This is a genomic window from Roseateles paludis, from assembly GCF_039872745.1.
GTDB lineage: Bacteria > Pseudomonadota > Gammaproteobacteria > Burkholderiales > Burkholderiaceae_C > Pelomonas > Pelomonas paludis.
On the sequence record NZ_JBDPZD010000003.1, the window covers coordinates 550,580 to 565,207 of the forward strand.

General features: G+C 66.5%; 17 protein-coding genes and 2 tRNA genes. 12 read left to right on the top strand and 7 right to left on the bottom strand.

What is annotated here, in order from left to right; all coding sequences use genetic code 11:
- Positions 1 to 642, top strand: a complete 642-nt coding sequence (locus tag ABDJ85_RS13720; protein ID WP_347705345.1) for an ankyrin repeat domain-containing protein — start codon at positions 1 to 3, stop codon at positions 640 to 642.
- Positions 643 to 763: 121 nt separating this feature from the next.
- Entirely contained in the window at positions 764 to 979 is a 216-nt protein-coding gene (locus tag ABDJ85_RS13725) for a hypothetical protein (RefSeq protein ID WP_347705346.1), read from the top strand.
- Positions 980 to 1,038: 59 nt separating this feature from the next.
- On the opposite strand, the gene efp is transcribed toward ABDJ85_RS13725, so the two are convergent.
- Both efp and earP read right to left on the bottom strand, forming a co-directional pair.
- Complete coding sequence (efp, locus tag ABDJ85_RS13730) at positions 1,039 to 1,593, bottom strand: elongation factor P (RefSeq protein WP_347705347.1); 555 nt, start codon at positions 1,591 to 1,593, stop codon at positions 1,039 to 1,041.
- Between the two features lie 104 nt (positions 1,594 to 1,697).
- Positions 1,698 to 2,741, bottom strand: coding sequence for an elongation factor P maturation arginine rhamnosyltransferase EarP (gene earP, locus ABDJ85_RS13735; RefSeq protein ID WP_347705348.1), 1,044 nt, complete (start codon positions 2,739 to 2,741; stop codon positions 1,698 to 1,700).
- A gap of 34 nt (positions 2,742 to 2,775) precedes the next feature.
- On the opposite strand from earP, the gene uvrC reads away from it, so the two are divergent.
- From uvrC to ABDJ85_RS13770, 7 genes are all read left to right on the top strand, one after another.
- Positions 2,776 to 4,797, top strand: a complete 2,022-nt coding sequence (gene uvrC, locus ABDJ85_RS13740; RefSeq protein WP_347705349.1) for an excinuclease ABC subunit UvrC — start codon at positions 2,776 to 2,778, stop codon at positions 4,795 to 4,797.
- Positions 4,794 to 5,312 (top strand): hypothetical protein, encoded by a 519-nt coding sequence (locus ABDJ85_RS13745; RefSeq protein ID WP_347705350.1) that lies wholly within the window; start codon positions 4,794 to 4,796, stop codon positions 5,310 to 5,312. Before uvrC ends, ABDJ85_RS13745 begins: the two co-directional genes overlap by 4 nt.
- A 35-nt stretch (positions 5,313 to 5,347) precedes the next feature.
- Entirely contained in the window at positions 5,348 to 5,917 is a 570-nt protein-coding gene (gene pgsA / locus ABDJ85_RS13750; RefSeq protein ID WP_347705351.1) for a CDP-diacylglycerol--glycerol-3-phosphate 3-phosphatidyltransferase, read from the top strand.
- Positions 5,918 to 6,175: 258 nt separating this feature from the next.
- Entirely contained in the window at positions 6,176 to 6,448 is a 273-nt protein-coding gene (locus ABDJ85_RS13755; RefSeq protein ID WP_347705352.1) for an HU family DNA-binding protein, read from the top strand.
- A 28-nt stretch (positions 6,449 to 6,476) separates the two neighbouring features.
- Positions 6,477 to 6,552, top strand: a tRNA-Val gene (locus ABDJ85_RS13760).
- A 162-nt stretch (positions 6,553 to 6,714) separates the two neighbouring features.
- Positions 6,715 to 8,628 carry a SurA N-terminal domain-containing protein gene (locus ABDJ85_RS13765; protein ID WP_347705353.1) on the top strand — a complete coding sequence of 638 codons (1,914 nt, stop codon included), beginning with the start codon at positions 6,715 to 6,717 and terminating at the stop codon, positions 8,626 to 8,628.
- Positions 8,629 to 8,703: 75 nt separating this feature from the next.
- Positions 8,704 to 8,779 (top strand) — tRNA-His (locus ABDJ85_RS13770).
- Between the two features lie 92 nt (positions 8,780 to 8,871).
- Here the strand turns inward: ABDJ85_RS13770 and lexA are convergent.
- Entirely contained in the window at positions 8,872 to 9,552 is a 681-nt protein-coding gene (lexA, locus tag ABDJ85_RS13775) for a transcriptional repressor LexA (RefSeq protein WP_347705354.1), read from the bottom strand.
- Positions 9,553 to 9,628: 76 nt separating this feature from the next.
- Here lexA and ABDJ85_RS13780 point away from each other — a divergent pair, with 76 nt between their 5' ends.
- A complete protein-coding gene (locus ABDJ85_RS13780) occupies positions 9,629 to 10,567 on the top strand; it encodes an asparaginase (protein ID WP_347705355.1) in 939 nt (312 codons plus the stop codon).
- A 19-nt stretch (positions 10,568 to 10,586) separates the two neighbouring features.
- Here the strand turns inward: ABDJ85_RS13780 and ABDJ85_RS13785 are convergent, their stop codons facing one another.
- Positions 10,587 to 11,021 (bottom strand): organic hydroperoxide resistance protein, encoded by a 435-nt coding sequence (locus ABDJ85_RS13785; RefSeq protein WP_347705356.1) that lies wholly within the window; start codon positions 11,019 to 11,021, stop codon positions 10,587 to 10,589.
- A gap of 30 nt (positions 11,022 to 11,051) precedes the next feature.
- Complete coding sequence (locus ABDJ85_RS13790) at positions 11,052 to 11,564, bottom strand: MarR family winged helix-turn-helix transcriptional regulator (RefSeq protein WP_347705357.1); 513 nt, start codon at positions 11,562 to 11,564, stop codon at positions 11,052 to 11,054.
- 109 nt (positions 11,565 to 11,673) lie between these two features.
- On the opposite strand from ABDJ85_RS13790, the gene ABDJ85_RS13795 reads away from it, so the two are divergent.
- Complete coding sequence (locus ABDJ85_RS13795; protein ID WP_347705358.1) at positions 11,674 to 12,024, top strand: DUF1304 domain-containing protein; 351 nt, start codon at positions 11,674 to 11,676, stop codon at positions 12,022 to 12,024.
- 9 nt (positions 12,025 to 12,033) lie between these two features.
- Here ABDJ85_RS13795 and ABDJ85_RS13800 read toward each other — a convergent pair whose 3' ends face one another.
- Positions 12,034 to 12,633, bottom strand: a complete 600-nt coding sequence (locus ABDJ85_RS13800) for an RluA family pseudouridine synthase (RefSeq protein ID WP_347705359.1) — start codon at positions 12,631 to 12,633, stop codon at positions 12,034 to 12,036.
- Positions 12,630 to 13,541: a DMT family transporter gene (locus tag ABDJ85_RS13805; protein WP_347705360.1), complete on the bottom strand. Its 912-nt coding sequence runs from the start codon at positions 13,539 to 13,541 to the stop codon at positions 12,630 to 12,632. Before ABDJ85_RS13805 ends, ABDJ85_RS13800 begins: the two co-directional genes overlap by 4 nt.
- Positions 13,542 to 13,634: 93 nt before the next feature.
- Between ABDJ85_RS13805 and ABDJ85_RS13810 the strand changes: the two genes are divergently transcribed.
- Entirely contained in the window at positions 13,635 to 14,624 is a 990-nt protein-coding gene (locus ABDJ85_RS13810) for a quinone oxidoreductase family protein (RefSeq protein ID WP_347705361.1), read from the top strand.
- Positions 14,625 to 14,628 lie beyond the last annotated feature (4 nt).

Here is a 14,628-nt window from a genome sequence, read left to right on the forward strand (position 1 = left end):
ATGCTGCGGCGCCATTGCCTGGCTGGGGGCTTGCTGGCCCTCGGCGCTGCCGGGGCTCAAGCCGCCCCCATCGACGACCTGGTGCTCGCTGCCGAGTTCAACGATCCGCGCAGCATCGCGCGCCTGCTGGCCACGGGGCTCGACCCCAATCTGCCCGACGGACGGGGCCGCACTGCGATCTTCACCGCGCTGCGCGAGGGCGCCAGCGCGGCGGTGGAGGCCCTGCTGGCCTCGCCCCAGCTCGACCCCAACCTCCTCAACGCCAGTGGCGAGACGCCGCTGATGCTGGCGGCCATTCGGGGCAACCTGGCCGCCGCGCGAGCGTTGGTGAAGCGCGGCGCGGCGGTGAACCGGCCGGGGTGGTCGCCGCTGCACTACGCGGCATCCGGGCCGGATGGCGGCGTGACGGCCTTCTTGCTGGCGCAGGGCGCCGAGGTCAATGCCCGCTCGCCCAACGGCAGCACGCCGCTGATGATGTCGGCCCGCTACGGGAGCAGCGAGATCACGCCCCAGTTGCTGAAGGCGGGCGCTGACGCCCGGCTCAAGAACGAACTCGGCCTCACGGCCGCAGACTTCGCCCGCCAGAGCGGCCGCGACCGCGATGCGGCCGAGCTGGATCGCTTGGCCGGCCAGGCGCGCTGAAGCCCGTCCGGCCCGCCACGTAAGGCTTTTTCCTACACGCGGTCCCGAAGCTGGCCGACTGGGCAGCACGCGGTGGCATCCCTAGAGTGAGCCCATCGTCACCCCCTCGTGGAGCTTCCTCATGAACACCTCGTTTGCCGCACTGACCGACCCCTTCGCCATGCTGCTCAAGCCCGAGCAGGTGATGCGCGCCATTGAGCACTCTGACCGCCTGGCGCGCCTGCATGGCCGCATCCACCGCCCGCTGGACAAGCCCCTGATCCCGCGCGTGGGCGACAAGGTCCAGGACTTCGACCGCCTGATCGACGAAGCGCCGGAAGAATCTGACGCGGAATGAACAAAGCGCCTGCCTCGGGAGAGGACAGGCGCTTTGGCGCTGAAGTAAGCGAAGCGCGATCAGACGCGCTTGCGGTACTCGTGCGTACGGGTGTCGATTTCGATCTTGTCGCCCTGGGCCACGAAGATCGGCACCGGGATTTCAAAGCCGGTCGAGATCTTGGCGGGCTTGAGCACCTTGCCCGAGGTGTCGCCCTTGACGGCGGGTTCGGTCCAGGTGACTTCACGCACCAGGCTGGTCGGCAGTTCGACCGAGATGGCCTTGCCGTCGTAGAAGGTCACTTCCACGGGCATGGCGTCTTCGAGGTAGGACAGGGCGTCGCCCATGTTCTCGGCCTCGACCTCGTACTGGTTGTATTCGGTATCCATGAACACATACATCGGGTCGGCGAAGTAGGAGTAGGTGCACTCCTTCTTGTCCAGGATGATCTGGTCCATCTTGTCGTCGGCCTTGAAGACGACTTCGGTGCCGCTGTTGTTCAGCAGGCTCTTGAGCTTCATGCGCACGGTGGCGGAATTGCGGCCACCACGGCTGTATTCGGTCCTCAGGACAACCATCGGGTCCTTGCCGTGCATGATGACGTTGCCGGCGCGGATTTCTTGAGCGATCTTCATGGGTTTGCGGTCAGGTTTGAGGCCAGGCCCGGAGGTGAATCTGGCTTGGCAGGGCGCACCAGCAATCCAAAGGAAATCGGTCCGGCGCGGCAAAGCTCTTGATTCTAGCCGAGGGCGGCCAGAAAGCGGGCCAGTTGGGAGACGAGGTCGTCTTGCGCCAACAGCGCGGCGCGCCAGTGCATGGCGTAGTCGCCGGGGGGCGGCAACTTGTCGGGCAGTGGCGCCAGCCCATTCCAGCCGCGCCACAGCGCCTGCTGGGGCGCGGGCAGGCCGCTTCGCACCATGAAGGCCTCCAGCTTGGTGGCATGGGCGCCGTCTGACTGCGGGTAGATGTGCCAGACCATGGGCTTGCCCGCCCACTGCGCACGCACGAACGAGTCCTCGCCACGCACGAAGTTCCAATCGCAGGCCCAGAGCAGGTGGTCGTAGTCTGGCTGGCTCAGGTAGGGCAGGGCGTGGATGCGCAGGCCTGGCGCGGGTGCCAGCCGGTCGCGCAGCGCGCCGGGGCAGGCCAGCAGGAGGGTCGGTTGGTCAGAGAGCAAACGCGTCAGAGCCTCGGCCGGCGCGCCCGGGTAGCCGAACAGGCTGACAAGACGCTCGCCCGGCTGGCGGCTCAGCCCCTGGCCAGCCAGCCAGGCCTCGGCATTGAAGTTGGCTTGGCGCGCCTGAAGGTCCGCCTCCCGCAGCAGGCCGCCGGTGCCGGCACTGAAGCCGGGGTAGAAGAAGTGCTTGACCAGCCCTCGCCCCGGGCCGTTGAACTGCGGGGAGGGCAGGCCGTGGCTGCGCTCGACATAGTCCTCGGCACTCAGGTACTCGAGGTTGATCCAGCGGGGTGCTGGAGTGCGCTGAGCCATCTGCGAGACGAATTCGGCCGGCAGTTCACAGCCGAAGGCTTCGACCACGACATCGCCCGGTGTGAGGCCCTGCAAGTCGGCCGCCGCAGGCCAAGCGCGCAGTTCGACGCCCTCATGCCGCCCCGGCGCCATCCAGGCGAGTGCCGAGGCGTCGTCAACCCAGAGCCGCACTTGCGCACCGCGCGCGGCCAGCTCGCGGCACAGCCGCCAGCAAACGCCCAGGTCGCCATGGTTGTCGATGACGCGGCAGAAGATGTCCCAGTGCTGGGGCAGGGAGGCAGGTGCTACGGCCATGGGCTGACATTGTCCGGCGACACAATGCGGCCCCATGGCCGAGCCTACTGACCCGCCCCCGCCAGATTCCGAACTTGGCGCTGCCACCCAGGCCGCCTGGGCGGCCGAGCGTGCCCAGATCGAGGCGGCCGAGGCTGCGCGCGTGCAGGAGGTGGAGGCTGCCGCCCGGCTGGAGCGCGAGCGCATCGTGGCCGAGGTGTTGGCGCTGCCCCACCTGCCGGGCGTGTACCGCTACTTCGATGCGCAAGATCAGGTGCTCTACGTGGGCAAGGCCAAGGACCTGAAGCGCCGCGTCTCCAGCTACTTCCAGAAGAACCATGCCGGCACCCGCATCGGCATGATGGTGGCGCGCATCGCCAGGCTCGAGACCACCGTGGTGCGCACCGAAGCCGAGGCGCTGCTGCTTGAGAACAACCTCATCAAGACGCTGAACCCGCGCTTCAACATCCTGTTCCGGGACGACAAGAGCTACCCCTATCTGAAGTTCAGCGGCCACGCCTATCCGCGCATGAGCTACTACCGGGGCGCGGTGGACAAGCGGCACACCTATTTCGGCCCCTATCCCAGCGGCTGGGCGGTGAAGGAAGCCATCCAGCTGATGCAGAAGGTCTTCCGCATCCGCACCTGCGAGGACAGCGTCTTCAACAACCGCAGCCGTCCCTGCCTGTTGCACCAGATCAAGCGCTGCTCGGGGCCTTGCGTGCCCGACGGCCAGACGCCCGAGTACGCCGCCAATGTCGCCAATGCCTCGCGCTTCCTGCGCGGCGAGACCGACGAGGTGCTGGCCGGCCTGCAAGCGCAGATGATGGCCCACGCCGAGCGCTACGAGTACGAGCTGGCGGCCGAGTTGCGCAACCAGATCCAGTCGCTGTCTCGCGTGCTGCAGCAACAGGTGGTGGAAGAAAGCTCGGCCACGGGCCGTGAGCGCGACGTCGACATCCTGGCCGTCAAGGTGCAGGGGGGCCGGGCCTGCGTCAACCTCGCCATGGTGCGCGGCGGCCGGCATTTGGGCGACCGGGCCTTCTTCCCGAAGCATGTGGACGATGCCACCGCACTGCACCTGGACGACGAACCTGTACACAGCCCCGAGCGCCTGGTGCTGGAAGCCTTCATTGCCCAGCACTACCTGGCCTCGCCGGTGCCTCAACTCATCGTGATCAGCGAGCCGGTGGAAGAGGAGCTGGCCGATGCGCTGGCGGCGCAGACCGGCAGCCGCGTGACGCTGCAGGCCCAGCCGCGCGGCCAGCGGCGTATCTGGCTGGACATGTGTGTGACCGGGGCGGAACTTGCGCTGACCCGCCTGCTGTCCGAAGAGGGCTCCCAGCAAGCGCGCACACGCGCCCTGGTGGATGCCTTGGACATGCCCGTGCCCGAGCTGGATAAGTTTCGTGTCGAATGTTTCGACATCAGCCACACTGCGGGTGAGGCAACGATGGCAAGCTGTGTGGTCTTTGAAGGCCACCAGATGCAAAGCAGCCAGTACCGCCGCTACACCATCGAGGGCATCACCGGCGGTGACGACTATGCCGCGATGCGCCAGGTGCTGACGCGTCGCTACAGCAAGCTGGCCGAAGCCGCCCAGGCCGGCACCGGGCCCAATCAGGCTCGATTGCCCGACCTGGTGCTGGTGGATGGTGGGCGCGGCCAGGTCTCGATGGCACGCGAGGTGTTTGAGGAGCTCGGGCTTGATCTGTCCCTCATCGCCGGCGTCGAAAAGGGCGAGGGCCGCAAGGTCGGCCTCGAAGAGCTGGTGTTTGCCGATGGGCGCGAGAAGGTCTACCTGGGGCGCGATTCGGCGGCCCTGATGCTGATTGCCCAGATCCGCGACGAGGCGCACCGCTTCGCCATCACCGGCATGCGCGCCAAGCGCGCCAGCACACGCGTCGGCGGATCACGCCTTGAAGACATCCCGGGCGTTGGCCCCAAGAAGCGCGCCCAGTTGCTGCAACGTTTTGGCGGTGTGCGCGGCGTTGCCGATGCCAGCGTCGAAGACCTGGCCAGCGTGAAAGGCATCTCGCGCGAACTGGCCGACGAAATCTACCGAGCCTTGCGATGACCAATTCCCCCCATCTTGCGCGGCGACTGTGGCGCCGCATCGGCACCTGGCTTGGCATCGTCAGTGTGGCGAGCTGCAGCGTACCGTCCAGCCCGCCCGTGGAGCCTGGCGCACGCCCGGCCCCGCCGCCCGCACCGGCTGCCGCGCCTGCCAAGAAGCCCGACGCCACCATCGTCGGCGTACAGCCCATCATCAGGACGGCCGCTGAACTGCGCCGCCATGCGGCCCAGCGGCTGGTCGCGGCCAATCCGGGCAAGGTCTACCTGGGCAAGCCGCCGGACCCGCTGCTCGCCATCCCCGTGCTGGAGATCGAACTGCTGCCCGACGGCCACATCCGGCGCATCGAGGTGCTCCGCCGCCCCAGTCAGGCGCAGGACACCATCCAGCTCGCCATCGACGCCGTCAAGCGTGCCGCGCCCTTTGGCGACTTGAGGCATATGCATGAGGCCCGTCGCTTTACCGAGACGTTTTTGTTCGACGACGACCGGCGATTCAAACCACGCACGCTGGACTGAGCCCCAGAAGCGTGCGCCTTCGGCACAATCGCCGGATGTTCCTGACACTGCCGACTCTGCTCACCTGGGCCCGGATCGTGGCCATCCCACTGATCGTCGGCGTGTTCTATCTCGACGTGATCAGCCAGGCCGAACGGAACCTCGTGGCCACCGTGCTGTTCGTCGTCGTCGCGCTGACAGACTGGCTCGACGGCTATCTCGCGCGCAAGCTCAACCAGACTTCGTCCTTCGGCGCCTTCCTGGACCCGGTGGCTGACAAATTCCTGGTGTGTTCCTCGCTGCTGATCCTGCTGGAACTCGGTCGGGTCAACGCCTTCGTGGCCCTGGTGATCGTGGGGCGCGAGATTGCCATTTCGGCGTTGCGCGAGTGGATGGCCCAGATCGGCGCCTCCCGCAGCGTGGCCGTGCACATGGTGGGCAAGCTCAAGACCACGGTGCAAATGGTCGCGATCCCCTTCTTGCTGTTCGACGGCTCGCTGTTCGGTGTCATCACGACACGGCTGTGGGGAACCTGGCTGATCCTCGCCGCCGTCGTACTGACCATCTGGTCGATGGTCTATTACCTGCGCAAGGCCATCCCGGAAATCCGCGCGAAGGCCGGCTGAGCCCGCCCGGTGCCGTGATGGCACCCGGCGCCCGCGGGGCCTACTTGTATCGGGACTTTTCCCGGCCTCTTGCGACGGAGTCCAACGCATAGAATGCCCGTCCCATTTGCAGTATTCGACGCGTGGTGAAGCCTTCGGGTGTCCAGATACTGCGCAATTGATGGGGTTCAGATTCCTTCCGCCGCCCGTTCAGACCCTCGCATGGCGCGAGCACTTGAAGTGGCTGCGGGTTCCCAATGAATAGAGGGGGCTGCCAGCGTGAACAAGTCCGAGTTGATCGATCACATCGCCAAACAGGCCGACATTTCCAAGGCCGCTGCGGGCCGCGCTCTGGAGGCGCTGATCGGTGGTGTGAAGTCCACGCTCAAGAAGAGCGGGACCGTCTCCATCGTCGGCTTCGGCAGCTTCAGCATCACCAAGCGCGCCGCGCGCTCCGGCCGCAATCCGCGCACCGGCGCGACCATCAAGATCAAGTCCGCCAAGGTGCCCAAGTTCAAACCAGGCAAGGCCCTCAAGGACGCGGTCAACTGACCCGACCCTCCACCGGGTTCATGAATCCGGGTGCTTAGCTCAGTTGGTAGAGCAGCGCCCTTACAAGGCGCGGGTCGGCGGTTCGAGCCCGTCAGCACCCACCAGTCGGTTTGCAGGGCGGCCTAGAATCCGCGTCCTTGCCCTAGACCTCAGCAAAGGCGAACCTCGGTTCGCCTTTGTCGCGTGAGGTGCGTCCTGCCAGCAAACACAGCTGCGCCGGCTTGCATCCAGACACTGCCCACACGCAGAACTCAGAGACCGTTCAGATGTTTGATTTCGTCCGCCAACACAACCGGCTGTTCCAGTTCGTTCTGATGTTGCTGATCCTGCCCTCCTTCGCCTTTGTGGGGATGCAGAGCTACACCAGCATGATGGGTGGCACCAACACGGCGGTGGCCACGGTGGATGGGCGCAAGATCACGCAGGGCGAGTGGGACCAGGCTCACAAAGAGCAAACCAATCGCGTGCGCCAGCAGTCGCCCAATGTCGACCCCAAGCTGCTCGACTCGCCGCGCGCCAAGTACCAGGCGCTGGAAGGCCTGGTCAGCGAGCGCGTGCTTGAAGCTGCGGCAGCCTCCCAGCACTTCACGCCGTCTGAGCAGCGCATCACGGAGATCTTCTGGCGCGATCCTCAGTTCGAGTTCCTGCGCAACCCCGATGGCACCGTCAATCAGACCGTGCTGGCCGCGCAAGGCATGTCGCCCGGCATGCTCAAGCAGCGCCTGGCCAAGCAGCTTGCTCTGCAACAGGTGACACAAGGGGTGGAGACATCTGCCTTTGGTGGCGCCGCTGCGTCAAAGATCGCGTTCGACGCCTTGCTGCAGCAGCGTGAGATCCAGGTGCAGCGATTCGACCCGCAGGAGTTCGCGGCCAAGCTCAGCCCGACGGATGCCGAGTTGGAAGCTTTCTACAAGGACCCCGCCAACGCCGCCCAGTTCCAACTGCCCGAGCAGGCGCAAATTCAGTACGTGGTGCTCGACCTAGAAGCGCTCAAGAAGGACGTGAGCTTCACCGAGGACAACCTCCGCAGCTACTACGCTGAGAACGCCAATCGCTATGGCGTGCCGGAAGAGCGCCGCGCCAGCCACATCCTGATCAAGGCCGAACGCAACGATCCCAAGGACGTGCGTGACAAGGCCAAGGCCAAGGCCACCGAGTTGCTAGCCCAGGTTCGCAAGGCGCCAGGCAGCTTCGCGGAAGTGGCCAAGCAGAACTCGCAGGATGAAGGCTCCGCCAAGTCCGGCGGCGACCTCGACTTCTTCTCGCGCGGCGCCATGGTCAAGGAGTTCGACGCTGCCGTCTACGCGATGAAGCAGGGCGAGATCTCCGATCTCGTCGAAACGGATTTCGGCTTCCACATCATCCAGCTCACCGCCGTCCGTGGTGGCGACAAGAAGCCTTTCGAGGCCGTGCGTGCTGAAGTCGAGGCCGAAGTGCGTAAGCAACTGGCGCAGCGCCGCTACGCTGAGGCGGCCGAGCAATTCGGCAATCTGGTCTACGAGCAATCCGACAGCCTGCAGCCGGTGGCTGACAAGCTCAAGCTCCAAGTCCAGACCGCGACCGTGCTGAAGCAGCCCGCTGCCGGTGCATCCGGCCCGTTGGCTTCGGCCAAGCTGCTGGACGCCGTGTTTGGCGCGGACGCACTGCGCAACAAGCGCAATACCGAAGCCGTTGAGACGGCGCCCAGCCAGTTGGTGTCCGCGCGGGTGGTTCAGCATCTGCCCGCCCGCGTGCTGCCCTTTGCCGAGGTTCAGGCCAAAGTTCGTGACGCATGGATCCGCAAGGCTGCGCAGGCACAGGCTCGCAAGGTCGGCCAGGACCGGCTTGCCGCGCTCAAGGCCGGCAACGCTGCTGAAGGACTGTCTGCCGCCAAAGTCATCTCGCGCGCTGCACCGCAGGACCTGACCCGCAAGGCGCTGGAAGCGGTGCTATCGGCCGATGCCACCAAGCTGCCAGCCTGGGTCGGCGTCGAAACCGAAGACGGTGGCTACCTGGTGGCCCGCATCAACGCCCTCCAGGCTCGGGATGAAAAGGTCATCGATGCGCAGCGCGCTGGCCAGCAGTTCTCGGCCGTGTGGTCTCGCGCGGAAGGCGCCGCCTTCATGAACGCCCTCAAGTCCCACTACAAGGCCAGCATCAAGGTGCCCGCACCGGCAGCCTCAGAAGCCGCTGGCGGCTGAGTTCAGCCCATGCCCGAGGCGCCTGCCATAGAGGCAAGGGGCCTGGTTTTGGTCTATACTCTTCGACTCTCGACGGTGGCTGTAGCTCAGTTGGTAGAGTCCAGGATTGTGATTCCTGTTGTCGTGGGTTCGAGTCCCATCAGCCACCCCAAAACACCATGAGAAAAGCCCGCGTCAGCGGGCTTTCTTGTTTGTGCGCAGCCTCAACTCAGCGGCTGCCCAGTCTGGCCCACAAGGGCGGTTTCAGTCAAAGCCTCCCGTGCGAATCAGACCCACGGCCAGCCCCTCGATGGCAAAAGGCTCGGCGCCCTCGGTGACGCGGATTGGCTTGAAGTTGGGGTTCTCAGGCAACAGCTCGATGACCGCGCCGCTGCGCTTGAAGCGCTTCACGGTCACTTCGTCGCCCAATCGGGCCACCACGATCTGGCCATTGCGCGCCTCTCGGGTTGATTGCACGGCAAGCAGGTCACCGTCGAGCATGCCGACGTCCCGCATGCTCATGCCCTTGATGCGCAGCAGGTAGTCAGGCCGACGCGCGAACATGCTGGGCTCCACGGCATATGTCTGCTCCACATGCTCTTGCGCCAGGATGGGCGAGCCGGCGGCAACCCGGCCGACGAGAGGCAGCAGCAGCTGGGTGATGCCGGGGATTGGCAGGCTGGGCTGCTCTTGCCGACGGGCACGGTTCACGGCGCGCAGGGCGTCTGACTTCAAGCGGATGCCGCGCGAGGTCCCGCCAAGCAGCTCGATCACGCCCTTGCGGGCCAGTGCCTGAAGGTGTTCCTCCGCGGCATTGGCTGACTTGAAGCCCAGCTCCGCCGCGATTTCGGCGCGGGTGGGCGGTGCGCCGGTTTGCTCGATGGCGTCCTTGACGAGATCGAAGATCTGTTGCTGCCGGGCGGTAAGCTTGGGCGAGTTCTGCACGAAGGCTCCTGCCTGTGAGTTTGTCCAGTATCTGTATTTTTAACCAGGAACCCATCACATGCCAAGCAGCGCACCCGTGATCTTGGTTCTGGGCACCGGCGGGACGATCGCGGGGCTGGCCGAATCGCCGGCCACAAGCGGTCGTTATCAAGCCGCCCAATTGCCCGTTGCTGCCTTGGCGGCCTCGGCGCCGGGCGTTGCGGGCTACCGTATCGAGGCTCAGCAAGTGCTGCAGATCGATAGCAAGGACTTGAACTTCGGTGATTGGCTCGCGCTAGTGGATGCCCTTCAGGCGGCTCAGCGGCGGCCTGAGGTGAGGGGCATCGTGATCACCCACGGCACCGACACCCTGGAGGAGACTGCCTACTTTCTGCACCAGGTGCTGATGCCCAGCAAGCCCATCGTGCTCACCGCAGCGATGCGGCCTGCCAATGCGCCCGATGCCGATGGCCCGAGAAATCTGGCCGACGCCCTGGTCGTGGCGGCGTCCGCGGCAGGCGGAGCGATCCTGGTGTGCATGGCGGGCGCGGTACATGCCGCCGGGGTGCTGCGCAAAGCCCATACGACCGCCGTCGACGCATTCACGTCGGATGACGAACCTCTGGCCGGGAAGGTCGAGGCCGGCCACTACGTCCTGGGCGAGATCACCAATGGACCTGCGCCGGTGGCGCATCTCGCACTACCTCCCGTCGGCGGTTGGCCCTGGGTCGAGATCGTCGAGAACCACGTGCACGCCGACGGGCGGGCCGTGCAAGCGCTGGTGCAGGCTGGGGTGCACGGGCTCGTCGCGGCCGGGACGGGCAATGGCACGCTCAGCCAGCCTTTGGAAGCCGCATTGCGGCTGGCTGAGCAATCCGGCGTGCGCGTGGTGCGTGCCAGCCGGTGCCTGGTGGGGCCGGTGAGCACTGAGCCCGGGCTGCTGCCCGTGGCGCGCAGCACCAGCCCGGTGAAGGCCCGGATCGACCTGCTGCTCGAATTGCTAGGGGCGCAATCGTCGCAAGCCGCCCGGGCTTGATCAGCCGCTTGATCAGCCGTCAGACGATGTTCAGGCTGACGTCGATGTTGCCGCGCGTGGCGTTCGAGTAGGGGCAGACCTCGTGCGCGGCGGCCACCAGGGCCTCCAGTGCGGAACGCTCCATGCTCGGCACCGAAATGTTCATCACGACGGCGATGCCGAAGGCGCCAGCTTTGCCGGTCATCGGGCCGATGCTGACTTGGCTGGTGATGGACACCTCGGACGGCAGCACCTGCTTCTGGCGGGCAGCCACGGCCTTCATCGCGCCGATGAAGCAGGCCGAATAGCCGGCAGCAAACAGTTGCTCAGGGTTGGTGCCCGGGCCGCCGGCGCCGTGCAATTCCTTGGGCGTCGAGAGGGTCACTTCCAGCGCGCCGTCCGAAGACTTGGCGGTACCGGCGCGGCCCCCCGTGGCAGTGGCAGTGGCGGTGTAGAGGGCGGTGTCGATGGCCATGTGGGCTCCTTGGTGGTTGAGGGGTAAGGCTTAGGAATTTGAGGCGTCAGCAGCACTGGTCAGTTGGCTACGCAACAGGTGCAGACGGGCCGTGAGTTGGCTGACTTCTTCGAGATTGCAGCCGGTGGCGCAGGCAATCTGGGCCGGGATATCGAGAGCCCGGGCGCGCAGCCGTTTGCCGGCAGCCGTCAGGGCCAGGTGGACACGACGCTCGTCCTGCGCCGAGCGCTGGCGCCGCACCAGGCCCTGGGCCTCCAGGCGCTTGAGCAGCGGCGTCAGGGTGCCGGAGTCCAGCCCCAAGCGCTGCCCAAGCTCAGAGACGCCTGGGCCATCCTGCTCCCAGAGCACCAGCATCACCAGGTACTGCGGATAGGTCAGGCCGAGAGGCGCAAGCAGGGGCTTGTAGAGCTTGGTGGTGGCCAGCGATGCGGCGTACAGCGCAAAGCACAGCTGCTGGTCCAGACGCAGCCAGGCCGCACGGGGATCGTGGGCTGGGTCGGCTGTACCGGCGGTGGCTTGTGGCTGGGTGGCTGAACGAGGCATGGCGAGAATGTAGCTGGCAATTAAATTGCACGCAATCTATATGGATTTACCGATGACGGCCTGCGGTGGATCTGCGACCATCGCCCGCCGAACAAGCAAGGAGTCGCGCATGGGTCTGGTCGCTTCTGTGTTGGTGGGCCTGGTGGCCTTGCTGCACTTCTACATCCTCGTGCTCGAGATGTTTCTCTGGACCACACCCAAGGGTCGCAAGGCCTTTGGGCTGACGCCTGAGTTCGCCGAAGCCAGCAAGGTGCTGGCCGCAAACCAAGGGCTCTACAACGGCTTTCTGGGCGCGGGCTTGGTCTGGGGCCTGGTGCGCGGCGATGTCGCCACGCAAGCTTTCTTCCTGGGTTGCGTTTTCGTGGCCGGCGTGTACGGCGCCGCCACGGCCAGCCGCAAGATCCTGTTCGTGCAGGCGGTGCCGGCGCTGGTGGCTGGCATCGCGCTCTATCTGGCCTAGCAGGGGTCGCTAGAAGGGCAGGGCGGCGCGGAATTGCTGGCCCAGCAAGCTCAGCTCGGCCGCATGGAGCAAGAGCCGCTCGGCTGAGGGCTCAGCCGGGCCATAGAGCAGGTCGCCGCAGATCGGATGTCCCAAGGCCGCCATGTGCACGCGCAGCTGGTGGGTGCGCCCCGTCACCGGCTCCAGCTCGATGCGTGTGCGGCCAGGCCCTTCGGGCTGCAGCACGTGCCAGCGCGTCAGCGCCGGTTTGCCGAGCGCCGTGTCCACCTGCTGGCGCGGGCGGTTGGGCCAGTCGCAAGACAGCGGCAGATCAACCAGTTGCCAGCCAGCGGCTTCCAACTGCCCTTGCACCACGGCCACGTAGCGCTTGGCCACGCGCCGCTCGGCAAACTCGCGGCTCAGAGCGCGCTGCCAGTCGGGCCCGCGTGCCAGCACCAGCAGGCCGGAGGTGGCCTGGTCCAGCCGATGCACGATCAAGGCCTCGGGGTAGATCGCCTGGACGCGGCTGCTGGCGCAGTCCTGCTTGTCCGGGCCCCGCCCCGGTACGGAGAGCAAGCCGGACGGCTTGTCCACCACGACCAGGCGCTCATCCACATGGACGATGTTCACGCTGGGCGCTTGAGCGAGACGCCGATCCCGGCCACGATCAGCGCAAAGGCGACGCCATGGAACCACTCCGGTGCCAGGCCCAGCAACGCGGCCGACAGCACGGCCGCAAAGACCGGCGTCAGATTGCTGGCCAGCGCGGCCAGCGCCGGCCCGCCCTCGACCACCCCGGCGCTCCAGCACCGGTAGGCGATGAGCGATGGCCCGACGGCGACAAACACCAGCGCGGCCACCAGACCCGGTGACCAGTGGATGGCTGCCGGCGCGGCGACTTGCTCGATGCCGGCCATCCCGAGCGCAAAGCTGGCCCCGAACATCAACTGCGCCATCAAGGCTTCCGCCCAGGTCCAGACCGGACGCTGCGCGCCCTGCATGGACGCCGGCGGGCGGGCTAGGAACCACGAGTACAGCGCCCACACGAAGAGCGCGATGACCATATAGCCGTCACCCGGCACAAAGTGCAACTCGGCCAGCACCCGCCAGTCGCCCCGCGCAATCACCAGCAAGACCCCGGCCGTCGAGAGCGCGGCGCCCAGCACCTCGCGCCGCTGCGGCCGCACGCCAAAGAACAGCGCGCCCACGGCCATCATCCAGACGGGCATGCTCGCCACCATCAAGGTGACGTTCAGCGGTGACGAGGTGTGCAGCGCCTGGTACTGCAAGGCGTTGTAGCAACCCATGCCCAGGAAGCCGACCAGGCCGAAGTAGCGCCAGCGCGCCAGCACTTCGCCAGGGTGCCTGAGCACGCGCCAGGCCAAGGGCGCCAACAACAGCAGGGCCAGGCTCCAGCGCAGGCCGTTCAGCGTGACCGGGCTGATCTGGTCGCGCAGCAGGCGGCCCACCACGGCGTTGCCGGCCCAGAGCAGGGCCGGCAGGGTCAAATTTGCAGCGAGTCGAGGGGAGATGCGCACGTCGGAGAATCCAGGGCCCAGTCAACGACCAGAGCGCGCGCACGATACCCGAGACGCGCACCGTCTTCAGTCCATCGCCCTCAAGGAACCGCCATGCAAGCCCATGCCATCGTGATCGACACCCAAGGCGGCCCCGAGGTCATGCAGTGGAAGGCGGTCGAGGTCGGGCAGCCGGGCCCGGGTGAGGTGCGGATTCGCCATGAGGCCGTGGGGCTGAACTACATCGACGTCTATCAGCGCAACGGCACCTATGCCATGCCATTGCCGGCTCGGCTGGGCATGGAAGGGGCGGGTGTCATCGAGGCGGTGGGTGAGGGTGTGGCCGACCTCCAGGTCGGTGATCGCGTGGCCTATGCCAGCCAGCCTCCGGGCGCCTACTGCAGCCACCGCGTGATGCCGGCGCGCTGTGTGCTGCGGCTGCCGGACAGCATCGACTTCGACACGGCGGCCGCCATGATGCTCAAGGGCCTGACCGTGCAATACCTGCTGCGCCGCACCCTGCCACAAGGCGGGTTGCAGGCGGGGGAGTTCGTGCTCTTTCATGCGGCGGCGGGCGGGGTGGGGCTGATCGCCTGCCAATGGGCGCGCGCCCTGGGCCTGCGCTTGATTGCCACGGCAGGCACCGATGACCGCTGCCAGACCGCCATTGCCCACGGTGCGGAGTTCGCCATCAACTACCGCAGCCAGCCGGACTTCGCCACGCGGGTGCGCGAGATCACCGGCGGCCGGGGCGTCCGCGTGGTTTACGACTCGGTCGGCGCCGACACCTGGGAGGGCTCGCTGAACAGCCTCGCCCCCTTTGGCCTGATGGTCAGCTTTGGCAACGCCTCCGGCGTCGTGCCGCCGTTCCAGGTCAGCCAGCTTGCCGCCAAGGGCTCGCTCTATCTGACCCGGCCAACGATCTTCACCCACCTGGCCACGCGCGAGTCCACGCTGGAGATGGGCCAAGAGCTGTTCGACGTCGTGTCACGCGGACAGGTCAAGCTGCACATTGACCGGCGCTATGCGCTGGCCGATGCTGCCACCGCCCACCGCGACCTGGAAGCGCGCCGCATCACCGGCAGCGTGGTCCTGAAGCCCTGAGGAA

What these genes read in the sequence shown, in the direction of transcription:
- ABDJ85_RS13720 (WP_347705345.1), top strand. Translation starts at nt 1, where the DNA reads ATGCTGCGGCGCCATTGCCTGGCTGGGGGCTTGCTGGCCCTCGGCGCT.
- ABDJ85_RS13725 (WP_347705346.1), top strand. Translation starts at nt 764, where the DNA reads ATGAACACCTCGTTTGCCGCACTGACCGACCCCTTCGCCATGCTGCTC.
- efp (WP_347705347.1), bottom strand. Translation starts at nt 1,593, where the DNA reads ATGAAGATCGCTCAAGAAATCCGCGCCGGCAACGTCATCATGCACGGC.
- earP (WP_347705348.1), bottom strand. Translation starts at nt 2,741, where the DNA reads ATGGCCGTAGCACCTGCCTCCCTGCCCCAGCACTGGGACATCTTCTGC.
- uvrC (WP_347705349.1), top strand. Translation starts at nt 2,776, where the DNA reads ATGGCCGAGCCTACTGACCCGCCCCCGCCAGATTCCGAACTTGGCGCT.
- ABDJ85_RS13745 (WP_347705350.1), top strand. Translation starts at nt 4,794, where the DNA reads ATGACCAATTCCCCCCATCTTGCGCGGCGACTGTGGCGCCGCATCGGC.
- pgsA (WP_347705351.1), top strand. Translation starts at nt 5,348, where the DNA reads ATGTTCCTGACACTGCCGACTCTGCTCACCTGGGCCCGGATCGTGGCC.
- ABDJ85_RS13765 (WP_347705353.1), top strand. Translation starts at nt 6,715, where the DNA reads ATGTTTGATTTCGTCCGCCAACACAACCGGCTGTTCCAGTTCGTTCTG.
- ABDJ85_RS13785 (WP_347705356.1), bottom strand. Translation starts at nt 11,021, where the DNA reads ATGGCCATCGACACCGCCCTCTACACCGCCACTGCCACTGCCACGGGG.
- ABDJ85_RS13790 (WP_347705357.1), bottom strand. Translation starts at nt 11,564, where the DNA reads ATGCCTCGTTCAGCCACCCAGCCACAAGCCACCGCCGGTACAGCCGAC.
- ABDJ85_RS13795 (WP_347705358.1), top strand. Translation starts at nt 11,674, where the DNA reads ATGGGTCTGGTCGCTTCTGTGTTGGTGGGCCTGGTGGCCTTGCTGCAC.
- ABDJ85_RS13810 (WP_347705361.1), top strand. Translation starts at nt 13,635, where the DNA reads ATGCAAGCCCATGCCATCGTGATCGACACCCAAGGCGGCCCCGAGGTC.